The sequence below is a fragment of the Polaribacter sp. genome (assembly GCF_965660385.1).
Taxonomy (GTDB): domain Bacteria; phylum Bacteroidota; class Bacteroidia; order Flavobacteriales; family Flavobacteriaceae; genus Polaribacter.
Genome location: NZ_CBFHZT010000013.1, coordinates 31,116 through 45,048 on the forward strand (window position 1 = coordinate 31,116; position 13,933 = coordinate 45,048).

13 protein-coding genes are annotated in these 13,933 nt (G+C 29.3%); 7 read left to right on the plus strand and 6 right to left on the minus strand.

Features of this window, described 5'->3' with window-relative positions:
- Nucleotides 1–22: 22 nt before the first annotated feature.
- Nucleotides 23–1,102, plus strand: coding sequence for a DNA replication/repair protein RecF (recF, locus tag ACTG3V_RS06015; protein WP_439131238.1), 1,080 nt, complete (start codon nt 23–25; stop codon nt 1,100–1,102).
- Nucleotides 1,103–1,174: 72 nt separating this feature from the next.
- On the plus strand, nt 1,175–1,471 hold the full coding sequence (locus ACTG3V_RS06020) for a DUF721 domain-containing protein (protein ID WP_439131239.1): 297 nt from the start codon (nt 1,175–1,177) through the stop codon (nt 1,469–1,471).
- Between the two features lie 77 nt (nt 1,472–1,548).
- On the opposite strand, the gene ACTG3V_RS06025 is transcribed toward ACTG3V_RS06020, so the two are convergent.
- The 3 genes from ACTG3V_RS06025 to ACTG3V_RS06035 are packed head-to-tail and all read right to left on the minus strand — an operon-like array spanning nt 1,549 to nt 3,878.
- A complete protein-coding gene (locus ACTG3V_RS06025) occupies nt 1,549–2,082 on the minus strand; it encodes an OmpH family outer membrane protein (protein ID WP_439131240.1) in 534 nt (177 codons plus the stop codon).
- A gap of 60 nt (nt 2,083–2,142) precedes the next feature.
- The gene (gene miaA / locus ACTG3V_RS06030; protein WP_439131241.1) at nt 2,143–3,066 is read right to left on the minus strand and encodes a tRNA (adenosine(37)-N6)-dimethylallyltransferase MiaA; all 924 of its coding nucleotides are present in this window, start codon (nt 3,064–3,066) and stop codon (nt 2,143–2,145) included.
- Nucleotides 3,063–3,878, minus strand: a complete 816-nt coding sequence (locus ACTG3V_RS06035) for an ion transporter (protein ID WP_439131242.1) — start codon at nt 3,876–3,878, stop codon at nt 3,063–3,065. Before ACTG3V_RS06035 ends, miaA begins: the two co-directional genes overlap by 4 nt.
- Before the next feature lie 200 nt (nt 3,879–4,078).
- Between ACTG3V_RS06035 and ACTG3V_RS06040 the strand changes: the two genes are divergently transcribed.
- The 4 genes from ACTG3V_RS06040 (at nt 4,079) to ACTG3V_RS06055 (ending at nt 9,030) form a co-directional block, all read left to right on the plus strand.
- Nucleotides 4,079–4,723 (plus strand): DUF4331 family protein, encoded by a 645-nt coding sequence (locus ACTG3V_RS06040; RefSeq protein WP_439131243.1) that lies wholly within the window; start codon nt 4,079–4,081, stop codon nt 4,721–4,723.
- Nucleotides 4,724–4,754: 31 nt separating this feature from the next.
- The gene (locus ACTG3V_RS06045) at nt 4,755–5,315 is read left to right on the plus strand and encodes a DUF4331 family protein (RefSeq protein WP_439131244.1); all 561 of its coding nucleotides are present in this window, start codon (nt 4,755–4,757) and stop codon (nt 5,313–5,315) included.
- Nucleotides 5,316–5,487: 172 nt separating this feature from the next.
- Nucleotides 5,488–6,783 carry a tetratricopeptide repeat protein gene (locus ACTG3V_RS06050; protein WP_439131245.1) on the plus strand — a complete coding sequence of 432 codons (1,296 nt, stop codon included), beginning with the start codon at nt 5,488–5,490 and terminating at the stop codon, nt 6,781–6,783.
- 18 nt (nt 6,784–6,801) lie between these two features.
- Nucleotides 6,802–9,030, plus strand: coding sequence for a TonB-dependent receptor (locus ACTG3V_RS06055; RefSeq protein ID WP_439131246.1), 2,229 nt, complete (start codon nt 6,802–6,804; stop codon nt 9,028–9,030).
- A gap of 854 nt (nt 9,031–9,884) precedes the next feature.
- On the opposite strand, the gene ACTG3V_RS06060 is transcribed toward ACTG3V_RS06055, so the two are convergent.
- Complete coding sequence (locus tag ACTG3V_RS06060; protein WP_439131247.1) at nt 9,885–10,673, minus strand: anti-sigma factor; 789 nt, start codon at nt 10,671–10,673, stop codon at nt 9,885–9,887.
- A gap of 2 nt (nt 10,674–10,675) precedes the next feature.
- Nucleotides 10,676–11,206 carry an RNA polymerase sigma factor gene (locus ACTG3V_RS06065; protein WP_439131248.1) on the minus strand — a complete coding sequence of 177 codons (531 nt, stop codon included), beginning with the start codon at nt 11,204–11,206 and terminating at the stop codon, nt 10,676–10,678.
- Between the two features lie 136 nt (nt 11,207–11,342).
- Between ACTG3V_RS06065 and ACTG3V_RS06070 the strand changes: the two genes are divergently transcribed.
- A complete protein-coding gene (locus tag ACTG3V_RS06070) occupies nt 11,343–11,738 on the plus strand; it encodes a VOC family protein (RefSeq protein WP_439131249.1) in 396 nt (131 codons plus the stop codon).
- A gap of 249 nt (nt 11,739–11,987) precedes the next feature.
- Here ACTG3V_RS06070 and ACTG3V_RS06075 read toward each other — a convergent pair whose 3' ends face one another.
- On the minus strand, nt 11,988–13,319 hold the full coding sequence (locus ACTG3V_RS06075) for a cytochrome P450 (RefSeq protein ID WP_439131250.1): 1,332 nt from the start codon (nt 13,317–13,319) through the stop codon (nt 11,988–11,990).
- Nucleotides 13,320–13,933 lie beyond the last annotated feature (614 nt).

Here is a 13,933-nt window from a genome sequence, read left to right on the forward strand (position 1 = left end):
TTTTCAAACTTCAAATATATTTATGTATTTACAGAAAATTTCTTTAGTTAATTTTAAGAATATCACATCGCAATCTTTTGATTTTCAAGAGAAAATCAATTGTTTTGTAGGAAATAATGGAGTTGGTAAAACCAATGTTTTGGATGCAATTTATTATTTGTCTTTTACCAAAAGTTATTTTAATGCGGTTGCTGTACAAAATATTAAGCATGGGGAAGGTTTTTTTATGATTGAAGGCGATTATAAACTGAATGACAGAAATGAGAAAATTATTTGCAGTCTAAAAAAAGGGCAAAAAAAGGTTTTAAAAAGAAATGACAAGGCATATGGAAAGTTTTCTGAGCACATAGGCCAGTTTCCTTTGGTTATTATTTCACCTGCTGATAGAGATTTGGTGATAGAGGGTAGTGATACCCGTAGAAAATTTATAGATGGTGTTATTTCTCAACAAAACAAAACGTATTTGCAAGATTTAATTGCCTATAATAAAGTATTAAGTCAACGTAATGCATTGTTAAAATATTTTGCAGCCAACAGAACTTTTGATGCCTTGAATTTAAGTGTTTATGATGAGCAATTGGCTAATTATGGAGCTAAAATTTATGAAATACGTAAAGATTTTTTAGCGACATTTATTCCTATTTTTAATGTGAAATATCAAGTAATTTCTGGTGATAAAGAGCAGGTAAACCTAAACTATAAAAGTCAGTTACACGATTTTTTAATGCCTGATTTATTGAAAAAATCTTTAGAAAAAGATAAAATTTTACAATACACAACATCTGGAATTCATAAAGATGATTTGAGTTTTGAGATAGGAGAGTACCCAATTAAAAAGTTTGGTTCACAGGGGCAACAAAAATCGTACTTAATTGCTTTAAAATTGGCTCAGTTTGAGTTTATTAAGCAAAAATCTAATGTAACACCAATTTTATTATTAGATGATATTTTTGATAAGCTTGATGAAAATCGAGTTTCGCAAATTATAGACTTGGTAAATAATGATGAATTTGGACAAATTTTTATCACAGATACACATGCTGAACGCACTGAAAATATTTTAAAGCAAGGTGATAAAGCTTATCAAATTTTTAAGTTATAGTGTTAAGTTTGATGTACGAAAATGAAAGTAAAAAATAAATACGAATTAGCAAAAAGCAAATAGCTAAAAATAATGGCAAAAAGAGAAAACGATTCTTTTTCAATACAAGATTTAATGAAATCTTTTATCAAAGAAAATAATTTGACAAAAGGTATGCAAAAAATTAAAGTAGAAGAAACTTGGACTAAAATGATGGGGCCAGGAGTAGCAACACATACTACTTCTATACGATTACAAAATAAAACGCTAATTGTTCAATTAAAATCATCTGTTTTACGAGAAGAATTGAGTTACGGAAAAGATAAGATTATAAAAATGATGAATGAAGAATTGGGTGAAGAAATTATTACAAAATTGATGTTAGTGTAATAATATCAATCAAAAAAAAAATAAAAAAGGCTCATAATTGTAATAAATAATGAGCCTTTTTTAAATTTTAAGTAAAATTAATTTTGAGAAGGTAACGCAATTGGTTCTGGTGCTTTTACACCTAATTTATCCATTACGAGTTGGGTAATGTCATATTTTGGATCAATATAAGCAAACTGATTTCCGTTTTTATCTAATATTAATGTGTAACCATTTTCTTTTACAATTTCATCTATAGCTGCATTTAGTTTTGTGTACAAAGGTCTCATTAACTCAGCTTGTTTTAATTGCATTAATTGACTTCCATTTTTTTGATACTGCTTTATATCTTGCTCTAAAGCAGATAATTCTTTAATCAATGTTTTTTTCATTAACTCGCCCAATTCTTTTTCTTTTTTTCTAAAGTCAGCGACTCTATCTTGGTAGTCTTTCATTTTAATAGAAAATGAAGAGTCTAATTTAGCCCCATAAGCTTGTGCTCTTTTAATAACTATTTTTGCCTCTGGCATTAAATTAATAATGTAATCGTTGTCAATAGTTCCTGTTTTTGTTTGTGCTATTGACGCCGTGCTTAAGAAAGCAATAAGAAGAAATGTTATTTTTGATTTCATGATTTAATTTTAAGATGCGCAAAGATATAAAAGCGAATGATTTACCAAAATCTATAGTCGTTAAAAAGCGTTAATATTTTTAGAAACACTAGCAATTATTTCATTGATGTCTGTTTGATAATCAAACCATAGTGTTTTTTGATCTCTTTTAAACCATGTTAATTGCCTTTTTGCAAAACGTCTGGTATTTTTTTTGATTTCTGAAATGGCAAATTCCTTAGTAAAATCACCATCAAAAAAAGAAAATAACTCTCTATATCCTACAGTTTGTAAAGCGTTTAACTTTTTATGTTGATAAAGGTTTTGGGTTTCTTGCAATAAACCATTAGCAATCATAATATCTACTCTTTGGTTTATCCTATTATAAATAATTTCTCTATCCGCAGTTAAACCTATTTTTATACTATTAAAATTTCTCGGAGTTTTGGGCTTATTTTTAAAAGTTGCATACGGAGTTTTTGTACCGATACAAATTTCTAAGGCTCTTATTATTCTATGAGGATTATCTAAAGCAATGGTATTATAGGTCTCTATATCAAGTACTTTTAATTTTTCTTGTAGTGATGTAATTCCTTTTTCGTGCCACTCTTTGGTTAAATCAATGCGTATTTGTTTATCAACATCAGGAAAATAATCCAAACCATTTAACACTGCATCCACATATAAACCACTACCACCAACCATAATTTGTACGGGGTTTTTGGTAAAAAGATTGTCAAGTTTTTTTAGCGCATCTCTTTCATATTCGCCAACATTATAATCGTCAAAAATGCTTCTGTTTTGAATAAAGTGATGTTTTGCTGCAGCTAATTCTTCAGGCTCAGGAACTGCAGTACCAATGGTCATTTCTTTATAAAACTGTCTTGAATCGCACGAAATAATATCACTTTTAAAATGATTAGCCAATTTTATGCTTAAAGCAGTTTTACCAATTGCAGTGGGGCCAACAATGGTAATTAGCGTATTTGTATTTTTTTTTGTCATTCGTTTAAAACACTTCCACAATTATAACAATATTTAGCATTGTTTTTATGTTTTTCTTTTAAACAATTTGGGCAGGCTTGCGTGTTGTTTTCGTCTTTAGAGCTTTTTGCAATTTCTGAACTAACAATTCCAGTAGGAATTGCAATAATAGCATACCCTAAAATCATAATAATACTTGCTATGAATTGGCCAAGTGGTGTTTGAGGAGCAATATCACCAAAACCAACTGTAGTTAATGTTACAATGGCCCAATACACACTTCTAGGTATGCTTGTAAAACCGTTTGCTGCACCTTCAATCATATACATTATTGTACCTAGAATAATACAAATTATCACCACAAAAAATAAGAAAACCGAAATTTTTGCCTTACTAGCTCTCATAGCTACTAATAATGTATTCGATGCGCCAATATATCTTGTTAGCTTTAAAATTCTAAAAACTCTTAATAAACGTAAGGCTCTTAAAGCTACTAAGTGATGAGAACCTATAAATATAAAGGATAAGTATTTAGGTATGGTAGACAATAAATCTATAATACCATAAAAACTAAAAATATATCTTAGTGGTTTTTTTATAGAAATAACCCTTAAAATATACTCTATAGAGAAAAGTATCGTAATAATCCACTCACAAATATTTAAATAGTTGTGATATTTTTCATCAAAACTATTCACACTTTCCAACATTACTAATAAAATACTTGCAATAATTGCAACTAATAATACAACGTCAAAAAGTTTACCCTCTTTGGTGTCTGCTTCATAGATAATTTCGTGAAGTCTATGTTTCCAAGAGTGTTTTTTGGTCATTATTTTTTAATATTATATTTATTTAACGCTACAATATTACAATTATTTACTGAATTTGTAATTTTTTAACCTCTTTTTTCCCTTTGTTTATAAGGGATTGTAATTTTATTTTAAAAAATAAACACTTTTTTAAAACCAAACTTTAGATATCATCGTAAGTATAAGTGAAATTCAATTTAAAATAACATAAAACTTACACAATGAAAAAATCAAAAATTTTACTAGCAACTATATTTGTGGCGCTAATAGGCTTAATTACAATAGCCGCAGATCATATTGATGCTCCTTCAGCAAGCGGAACTTCTGCAGACATTACAGACTTTTATGCCTTTCAAGGAGAAAATACAGACAATTTAGTATTTGTGGCTAATGTTCAAGGATTATTAAGTCCAACTGCAACAACAACTGCTTCTTTTGACGAAAATGTTATGGTTGAGTTTAATATTGATACCAATGATGATAAAGTTGAAGATTTAGTAATTCAAGCCATTCCTAGAGATGGTAAAATGTATTTTTTCGGTCCATATGCACCATCACAAACAGGTTTAAATAGTACAATTAATGAAATGGCTACAAAATCTGTGGTTGCAATTTCATCTTCATCAGCAATTACTTCAAGTCAAAATGGAATGCAATTTTTTGCAGGACCAAGAGATGACCCTTTCTTTATGGACTTTGCACAATATGGAGAAATTATTGGAGGTAATGCTACTGCATTTAACAATCCAGGAGCAGATACTTTTGCAGGCACCAATGTACTGTCAATTGTGGTAGAAGTACCTAAAAGTGAAATTGGTGGTTCTGGAACCATAAATACTTGGGTAGAAGCAAAAGCAAAACAATAATAAAATTAACTAAAGCTAAATATAGAATATTATGAAAACTTACAACTTAAAATATATCACAATGGCACTTTTTTCACTATTCATCATTAGTTGTGACAATAATGATGATGATATGCCAACTGCACCAACTTTAGATTTTTCAGGAACTTTTGTACAAAAAGATCAAATGGGTAGACCAGCTATTAATACAGTTTTTGTATCTGCAGCAAGTAAAGATGCATTTAATACTACAATCCCATCAGAACAAGGAGCAATGTTTCAATCTATGTTTGAAACCAATTTAACAGGATTAAGTCCTGCTTATACTAATGATGGAGATACAAACGCATTAGGTTTAGATGCAGCTACTTTTACAGGTTTATTAGCAACTGATGTATTAAATGTTTCTTTAGATGGTACTACTACTTTTTATGATGGTACTAATGTTTTAACTGGTAGAGCTTTAGCAGATGATGTAATTACAGTAGAGCTATTGCTAATTTTTGGAGGTGAAGATTTCTCTGAAAACCCAAATTTATCTGATGACAATGTGAGTACAAACGATAAGGATTTTTTAACATCATTTCCTTATTTAGCTTCTCCTTGGCAATAATTTAAGGCTTTTTTTATAAAGCTGTAAACTGGCGTAGTTGGGGGAATGCGTCAGGTTTTTTTAAAAATCACTCCCCTAAAATTCCCCCAAAATCCCCCATTTACCCCTAAAAAAATTTAACTGGCGTGTTAATAAGCACGCCAGCTATTTAACAAACTAAAAACTACAAATAATGAAATACATCCAACTTATTTTAGCATTTGTAACTTTTGTTTCAATCAATAGTTGCAATACTCAGAAAACCAAACAAATAACAAATCCAGAAGAATATGAAACGTATTTAAAAATGGATGAAAATATTGCTTTAAAAAATGCAATATCAGAATTAAATTTTTGGAAAAACAAGTTAGAAAAAACACCAAATCAGTATCCTTATTATTCAAAAATAGCTTTAGCAAATTCGCATATTTTTCAATTAACGGGTGATATTAATAAATTAAAAGAAGCTGAAAAAAATTTAATTACAGTAAACACCAAAACCAATTATAACAACTCAGGTTATTTAAGAAGTTTAGCCAAAAATTATATTTCTCAACATCGTTTTAAAGAAGCCTTAGAGTTATTAATTACTGCAGAACATTTAGGTGAAAAACTACAACAAACTCATTTAATGTTGATTGATGTGTATTTAGAATTGGGAGCCTATAATAAAGTAGAAAAATATTTATCTAAGGTAAAAAACCTAAAAGATTTCGATTATTTAATTCGACTTTCAAAATACAATGATCACCTAGGAAATTTAGATAATGCGATTCGCTATTTAGAAAACGCTTTACAAATTGCTAAATCTTCTAAAAACAAGAGTTTAATTCAGTGGAACTATACCAATTTAGCAGATTATTATGGGCATGCAGGTAGAATTTCAGATTCTTATAATGCTTATTTAGCGGCTTTAGAAATTAACCCAAACAATAGTTATGCAAAAAAAGGCATTGCTTGGATTGTGTATTCTTATGAAAGAAATCCAAAAGAAGCATTACGAATTTTAGAAACTGTATCTAAAGAAAATACAGCTCCAGATTATCACTTATTACAAGCAGAAATTGCTAATTTTGTTGGTGACAAATTCAAACAAAACTCACAAACAAAAATCTATTTAAAAAAAGTGACAAACGAAAAATACGGAGCAATGTATGCTAAATACAATGTGTTGCTTTTAGCAGAAGATGATTCTAAAAAATTAAAAGCTTTACAAATTGCAAAAAAAGAGGTAAAAGCAAGACCAACTGCACAATCTTACGATTTATTGGCTTGGTCATATTATAAAAATGGGCACATTGAAAAAGCTGCTCAAATATCACAAAAATTTGTTTTGGGGCATACTTTTGAGCCAGAAGCATTATTGCATACAGCTTATATTTTAAAGGCAACTGGTAACCAAAAACAAGCCAAAGAAATTAAAAAAGAATTATTGGGAGCTATCTATGAATTAGGGCCACACTCTGAACAGGAAATCAAAAATATATAACGATTTAAAAAATACACAATGAAACAGATTACAATATTAATTGTTTTCCTAGCATTTAGTTTACAATCGTTTGGACAGGTTTTAAAAGGCCAAGTAGTAGACGCTTTTAATGAACCTTTAGAAAATGTTTATGTGGTTAATGCTGCAACAAATACACATACACACACTAATGAAAATGGTAGTTTTACTTTAGAAAAAACGAATGTAAATAGTACAATACAAGTAAGTATTTTAGGTTTTGAAAAGAAAACAATTCAAGTTACACAAGCAAATATCAATAGCGGAATTACCATTATTTTAAAAACAAAAATATTTAGATTAAATGAAATGGTATTGCGTAAAGAAATTAATGCATTACAAACCTTAACTAAAATTGATTTACAGTTGAATCCTGTAAATAATTCGCAAGAAATCTTACGAAAAGTACCAGGCTTATTCATTGGTCAACATGCAGGTGGTGGAAAAGCAGAACAAATTTTTTTAAGAGGATTTGATATTGATCATGGAACAGATATTACACTTTCTGTAGACGGAATGCCTATAAATATGGTGTCTCATGCACATGGTCAAGGTTATTCTGATTTGCATTTTATGATTCCTGAAACTATTAAAGATATCGATTTTGGTAAAGGACCTTATTATGCAAATCAAGGAGATTTTAATACAGCAGGTTATGTAAATTTTTCAACAAAATCTGCTATTCAAAAAAACATGGTTGCTGTTGGTTATGGAGATTTTAATTCGTTAAGAACTGTAGGAATGTTTAATTTATTGGACAATACAAAAAATGATAATGCGTATTTGGCCTTAGAATATATTGAATTTGATGGGCCTTTTGAATCTTCACAAAATTTTAATAGATTAAATATTTTTGCAAAATACAATACGTTTTTTAACAGTAGTGATAAGTTAACATTTACAGCTTCGCATTTTACAAGTAGTTGGGATGCCTCTGGACAAATACCACAAAGAGCTGTAGATAATGGAACAATTACACGTTTTGGTGCTATAGATGATACAGAAGGTGGTTTTACATCAAGATCTAATTTTAATGTACAATTGCAGAAAACATTAACGAACGAATCTATATTTCAGGCAAATGCTTTTTATTCAGCTTATAATTTTGAGTTGTATTCTAACTTTACATTTTTCTTAGAAAATCCTATTGATGGTGATCAAATTAAACAATTTGAAGATAGAAATATTTACGGAATGAATGCAAAAATTATTTCTGAAAAAGACTATGGAAATGTAGAGGCAAAATTTACAAAAGGTTTAGGTTTACGTTTTGATCATATTACAGACAACGAATTATCATCAACCAAAAATAGAAGAGAACTTTTAAATAGAATTCAGTTTGGAGATGTTGAGCAGACTAATTTCTTTGGATTTTTCAATTCAGAATTCGAAATGGGTAAATTTAAAATAGCTCCTGCTTTACGTTTTGATTATTTTAAATTTCTGTATAATGATAACTTAAGTACTGCTTATAAAACCTTAAGTAAAACTAAGGCAATCGTGAATCCGAAGTTAAATTTCTTATATACACAAAATGATAATTTGCAATGGTTTTTAAAATCAGGAATTGGGTTTCATTCTAACGATGCAAGAGTAGTTCTACAAGATAATGCAGATAAAGTATTGCCAAGAGCATATGGAGCCGATTTTGGTAATATTTGGAAACCTACTAAAAACATTGTATTAAATACAGCAGCTTGGTATTTGTATTCTGAAGAAGAATTTGTGTATGTTGGTGATGCTGGTATTGTAGAACCTTCTGGAGCTTCAGAGCGTTTTGGATTAGATTTAGGTATTCGTTATCAAATTACAGATAACATTTATTTTGATTCAGATGCAACAATAACCAAAGCAAGAAGTTTAGAAGCAATTTCTGGAGAAGATTATATTCCACTAGCACCAAATTTTACAATGACAGGAGGATTATCTTTTAGTAATTTAGGAAATTTTTCTGGTGGATTACGTTATCGATATTTAGCTGATAGACCCGCAAATGAGGATAATAGTATTGTGGCAGATGGTTATTTTGTGAATGATTTTAACATTAATTATACACTAAAAGACATCTCATTTGGTGTAAGTGTAGAAAATATTTTTGATGTGGCTTGGAACGAAACACAATTTCCTACAGAAAGTAGATTGCAAAATGAAGTAAATTCTGTTGAAGAAATTCATTTTACTCCTGGTACACCATTTTTTGCAAAAGCTACGATTACCTATCAATTTTAGTATAATGATTTTAATAATTGCAGCGCTAAGATTGAACTTTATTTAACATTAAAAACACAAATATCCTAATAGTTAGAACATTAAGATACATTGAAAAAGGGAAAGAGAAACCATTGTTTGGTTTTAGTTGGATGGGAAGCCTGTTATAGCAATATAACAGGTTTCTTTTTGGTTAAAATCCTGCCTATCTTTGGCTTATGGAAAATTACCCAAGAAATCCATTATTAATTTTTGTATTTGCATTTTTAGGAATGCTAGTAAGATTTAGTTTTTTTTACATCTTCAACTTTATCATAGGTAGAGAAATCAAATTAATGAGTTATTATTCAAACGGATTTAAGCAAATTGTATATAATATTTTGCTTACATTTTTGCTTTTTACAGTTTTACTTTTATTAATAATTTTTAATGCCATTAATGAATTACTTTAAATTTCATTTCGACTGAAATGGACAAATCTTAGTCTAAATTTGAGATTTCTCAACAATACTGGGTTTTGTTTGAAATGGCAACAAGTTATTATTAAACAAATAAACCTCTTTAAGTCAGAGAAGTTATATAGAACTCAAATTCATAAAGTGATACTAATAATTATAGACAAGTTGAATGCATCCAAGTTTCTTTCAATTAATCTTGATAATTTATCATTCTAAAATTCTTTAGGAATGAATGTATAAAAGTATTTTAAGAAATCTAAGAATATATCCTTTAAAAAAATGGATTATCATTGTTATGAAGAGAAACTAAGTATACAGCATACTATAAATTTCATTGTAATGTTGCAACGATTCTATGTATAGAAATAAAATCGTAAATCCAGATTAATAAACTAAAATAAAGAATAAGAAAATTACTTAAGAAGAAACAGCACCTAAAGTGTATAGCTGTTCTAGAGTAGGAGTGTTGCTACCCCCTGCAGGCTCTAAAGTAATACCAAATGCTTCAGATTCGTTGGCATTGGTAATTGTAAATATTTTGTTAGCATCAGCAGTAAAAGAATCTAAGGTTCCTAAACTTGTAGGTGTTAACGGACTCAATTTTAAAGACCAAACTTGGTACACTTTTCCTTTTGGAGGTTCAGGTAAACCTTTGGCATCTAAATAAATGGAATTTGTTTTCTTGTCCCAATATACTTTTGCATACGATGTTGGAGAAGCAGTTTGACCTGCTAAAGGGACACTAATAATATCTTTATCTCTGAAGATTTCAATTAATTTTTCTGCGGCAGCTAAACTGGTTGAAGCGCTATCAATTTGTGCTTCTAAAACTTCTTTTTCCGAAGCTAATTGAGTCTTTAATTTATTGTTTTGTAATACTGAGAAAATCAATGTAGTTCCAAAAACTACAGCTGCAGCCCAACCTAAATATTGTTTCCAGTTATTTGTTTTTGATGGTTTTGTAATCGGTATTACTTTAGCTTCATCAACAGTTAATTGATTTTTTATAGCATCAAAAGAATAAGAATCATCTTTTTTAGCAAATGCAGTTAATTGAACAATTGCACTTTCTATAGAAATTACTTCTGCTTTTACCTCAGGATATTTTTGCATAGCTTCATATACTTCCTGATTTTCTTTTTCAGAAAGGGCTCCTGCAACATAAAGTTCCAAAATTCCAGATGATATGTACGTTTTACTATCCATTTTTATACACCAAGCATTGTACGTAATTCGCCAATGCAACTTCTATTTCTTGTTTTTATTGTTCCTAAAGGCATTTCTAATTCTTCTGCTGCCTCTTTTTGTGTAAACCCTTTAAAGTAAAGTAATTCTATAACCGATTTGCAACTATCACCTAATTTGGTAACAAATTCTTTTAAACCAATTGTATTTGTAGATTTATCTAAACTTTTACTAGTTTCCAATATATCTACGAAAAAATCGGCATTAAGGTTTTGTTTAGACTCTTTAAATTTTTTAGATCGTGTATAATCTATAGCAGCATTTCTAGCGATATTTAATAACCAAGTAAAAAAACGACCTTTCTTTGCAGAATAAGTATCTGCTTTATGCCAAGCTTTTATAAAAACATCTTGTGTAATTTCTTGAGTAACATCATTATTTTTTACAATGTTGTTAATTACCCCAGAAATACTATCGCAATACATGGCATATAGTTTTTCGTAGGCTTTTACCTCTTTTTGTTGAAATTGTAAAATTAATTGATCTAAATTCATAAAATGTCTCGAACAAAAATAAACAATTAATAGGTTTGAAATTCATTTCATGTAAAAAAAATAAATTATTAATTTACTAAGCCTAAAATGATTAGATTTTTCTTAACTTTTAGCCGCTGTTTTTACATGTAAAATTATGAAAATAACCTTAATAAGTATTCCTGTAAAAGACCAAGAAAAAGCATTACAATTTTATACTAAAAAATTAGGTTTTTTAGTGAAGAAAGATGAACCTTTAGGAGGTGGAAATCGATGGATTACATTAGTTTCAAAAGATTGGCAAGATGGCCCAGAGTTGTTATTAGAACCTGCACCATTGCATTTTGAACCTTGTAAAGTGTATCAAGATGCCTTATTTATGGCAGGTTATCCTTATACACAATTTGATGTGGATCATGTTGATGCTGAATATGAAAGGTTAATTGCTTTGGATGTAGAGTTTATTGTAAAACCAAAAGTGGCAGGTACTGTAAAATACGCAATTTTAAACGACACTTGTGGTAATTATATTCAACTTGTAGAGACTTTGTAATTTTAGGCTAAAGAATTTATATATTCAATAACTTGCTTTTTAAATAAAATATTTTTTTGAATTCAATGTCATTCCGATTGAGGTGACAACGAAATAGAGGAATCACATAATTTTTCGTAACTTTAATTTAGATTTCTCCATAAAGTCGAAATGACAAGGCATTGATTTACAGTAATTAATCAGTGGAATGATTATCTTAAGTGGGTTTGCTAATTATTATTATAGATTAAAAATTTTCAATCATGATTTTCACCTATTTTCAAGCTCCAAATAAGCATTATTTGGCTTTAATGTGATTAGTGGTGTAATGCCAATAGCTGCAAATTTAGGCTTGATTTTGTAGTTTAAAACCAACTCTCTCACAGCAATAACCATTTCAAACATTGCAAAATTATTTCCAATGCATTTTCTTGGTCCAGCACCAAAAGGAAAGTATTGAGATGAATATTGACGACCACCATTTTCAAATCGTTCTGGTTGAAATTCTTCTGGATTTTCCCAGAGCTTTGGATGGCGATGAATTTCGTAAATAGAAAACAACAAGTCAGATTGAGGTTTTATTTCAATGTTGTTATAGGTATCCGTTTTATAATTTAATCGATCTATAAAATACGCTGGAGGATACAATCGCATGGATTCTTCAATAACTTGTTGGCATATTTTAGACTGTGCAACAATGTCCATTAAATCATCAGTATTTTCGTTTAACGTTTTGGCTTCTTTAAAAATTCGCTCTTGCCATTCTGGGTGTTGAGCTAGCAACTGACTCGTAAATGTAAGTGAGTTAGAAGTAGTTTCATGCCCTGCCACAAAAAGAATCAAAATTTCATCCATCAATTGTTTTTCTTCCATAGCACTACCATCCTCATATTTAGAATCTAGCAGTAAATCTAATAAGTCGTCAAAACGAGTGTTAGATTTTTTACGTTGATCTACAATTTTCTTCAAAATCTGTCTGGCATACGCTGTTAAATCTTTGTATTCCTGAATTTTTCCACTCATTGTAAACCACCATCCCAAATAAGGTTGCCTTAATTCTTTTACCAACATGCGTTGCGAATCTTCTGTAATGTGTTGCAATTCTGCAATATCTTTTTTGTTAGAAGTGCTACTAAACAGTGCTTTAGCCACGACTTGAAACGCTAAATCATTAAAAATTGGGAAAATATCAATCTTACTATTTGTTTTTAGCTGACTGTAATTTTCAGTAATTTGATCTTGAATTGTGTTTAATAACCCTTTTATTTTCTGTTTGTGAAATGCAGGCTGAATTAATTTACGTTGTTTTTTCCAATGTTCACCTTCAGCAGTTAGCAAGCCTTTCCCTAAATATTTGGCAACTTCTTTGGTTTGTATTTTAGATTTTGTATAATTTCTTTGATTTTTTTGAAGCACATATTCTAAAAATTTGGCATCTCTAGAAAAGAATATGTGTGTTTTTAACCCTATATTCAATTGAAAAGTATCGCCTAAATTTTCAAAGTTTTTTTGATGAAAAGGCAATGGGTTTTTAAGAATTTCTAAACTATGTTTTAGAAAACTAGTAAAAGGAACTTTTGGAAATTCATTTTGCTTTTGCATACTTCATTTTTTAATCAGTTCACATTTTTTATTTGGGATATTGCTACCTAATTTTAATTAATGCTAAGTTATGAATATTACACAAATGTGACTGCTGTTTTCTAAAAACAGTATTAAGATCGTAAACTGTCCTAATAAATCGAAATACTTGGATTTATTGTTATTGGAAGAGTTTGTTTCTAAATTTATTTTCTTATAATTTCGCTAACGTTGAATATAAATCATTAAAACGACACATATTCAGACTTACTTTAGCTTTCATTGTCGCCAATCTTTGTGGGAAACCAGAATTTCGGAATTTTAATTCATTAGAAAATTAAAGTTATTGAATATAAAATATCTCGAATGAACTGAAAAGCAAAAAGGTCTGAATAAAATGCCACTCAAATGAACTAAAAAGCAACAATGTTTGAATGAAATGTAAATCAAACGAAATGAAAAGCAACAACGTTTGAATGAATTGTAAACCAAATGAAATGAAAAGCAACGACGTCTGAATGAAATGTAACTAAAACGAACTGTAATGCAACAACGTTTAAATGAAATGTAACTTAAACGGACTGAAATGCAACAACGTTTGAATTATATGGAATTCAAATTAATTAAAAAATAAA

Coding starts and splice junctions, on each gene's coding strand:
- recF (WP_439131238.1), top strand. CDS start 23: ATGTATTTACAGAAAATTTCTTTAGTTAATTTTAAGAATATCACATCG.
- ACTG3V_RS06020 (WP_439131239.1), top strand. CDS start 1,175: ATGGCAAAAAGAGAAAACGATTCTTTTTCAATACAAGATTTAATGAAA.
- ACTG3V_RS06025 (WP_439131240.1), bottom strand. CDS start 2,082: ATGAAATCAAAAATAACATTTCTTCTTATTGCTTTCTTAAGCACGGCG.
- miaA (WP_439131241.1), bottom strand. CDS start 3,066: ATGACAAAAAAAAATACAAATACGCTAATTACCATTGTTGGCCCCACT.
- ACTG3V_RS06035 (WP_439131242.1), bottom strand. CDS start 3,878: ATGACCAAAAAACACTCTTGGAAACATAGACTTCACGAAATTATCTAT.
- ACTG3V_RS06040 (WP_439131243.1), top strand. CDS start 4,079: ATGAAAAAATCAAAAATTTTACTAGCAACTATATTTGTGGCGCTAATA.
- ACTG3V_RS06045 (WP_439131244.1), top strand. CDS start 4,755: ATGAAAACTTACAACTTAAAATATATCACAATGGCACTTTTTTCACTA.
- ACTG3V_RS06050 (WP_439131245.1), top strand. CDS start 5,488: ATGAAATACATCCAACTTATTTTAGCATTTGTAACTTTTGTTTCAATC.
- ACTG3V_RS06055 (WP_439131246.1), top strand. CDS start 6,802: ATGAAACAGATTACAATATTAATTGTTTTCCTAGCATTTAGTTTACAA.
- ACTG3V_RS06060 (WP_439131247.1), bottom strand. CDS start 10,673: ATGGATAGTAAAACGTACATATCATCTGGAATTTTGGAACTTTATGTT.
- ACTG3V_RS06065 (WP_439131248.1), bottom strand. CDS start 11,206: ATGAATTTAGATCAATTAATTTTACAATTTCAACAAAAAGAGGTAAAA.
- ACTG3V_RS06070 (WP_439131249.1), top strand. CDS start 11,343: ATGAAAATAACCTTAATAAGTATTCCTGTAAAAGACCAAGAAAAAGCA.
- ACTG3V_RS06075 (WP_439131250.1), bottom strand. CDS start 13,319: ATGCAAAAGCAAAATGAATTTCCAAAAGTTCCTTTTACTAGTTTTCTA.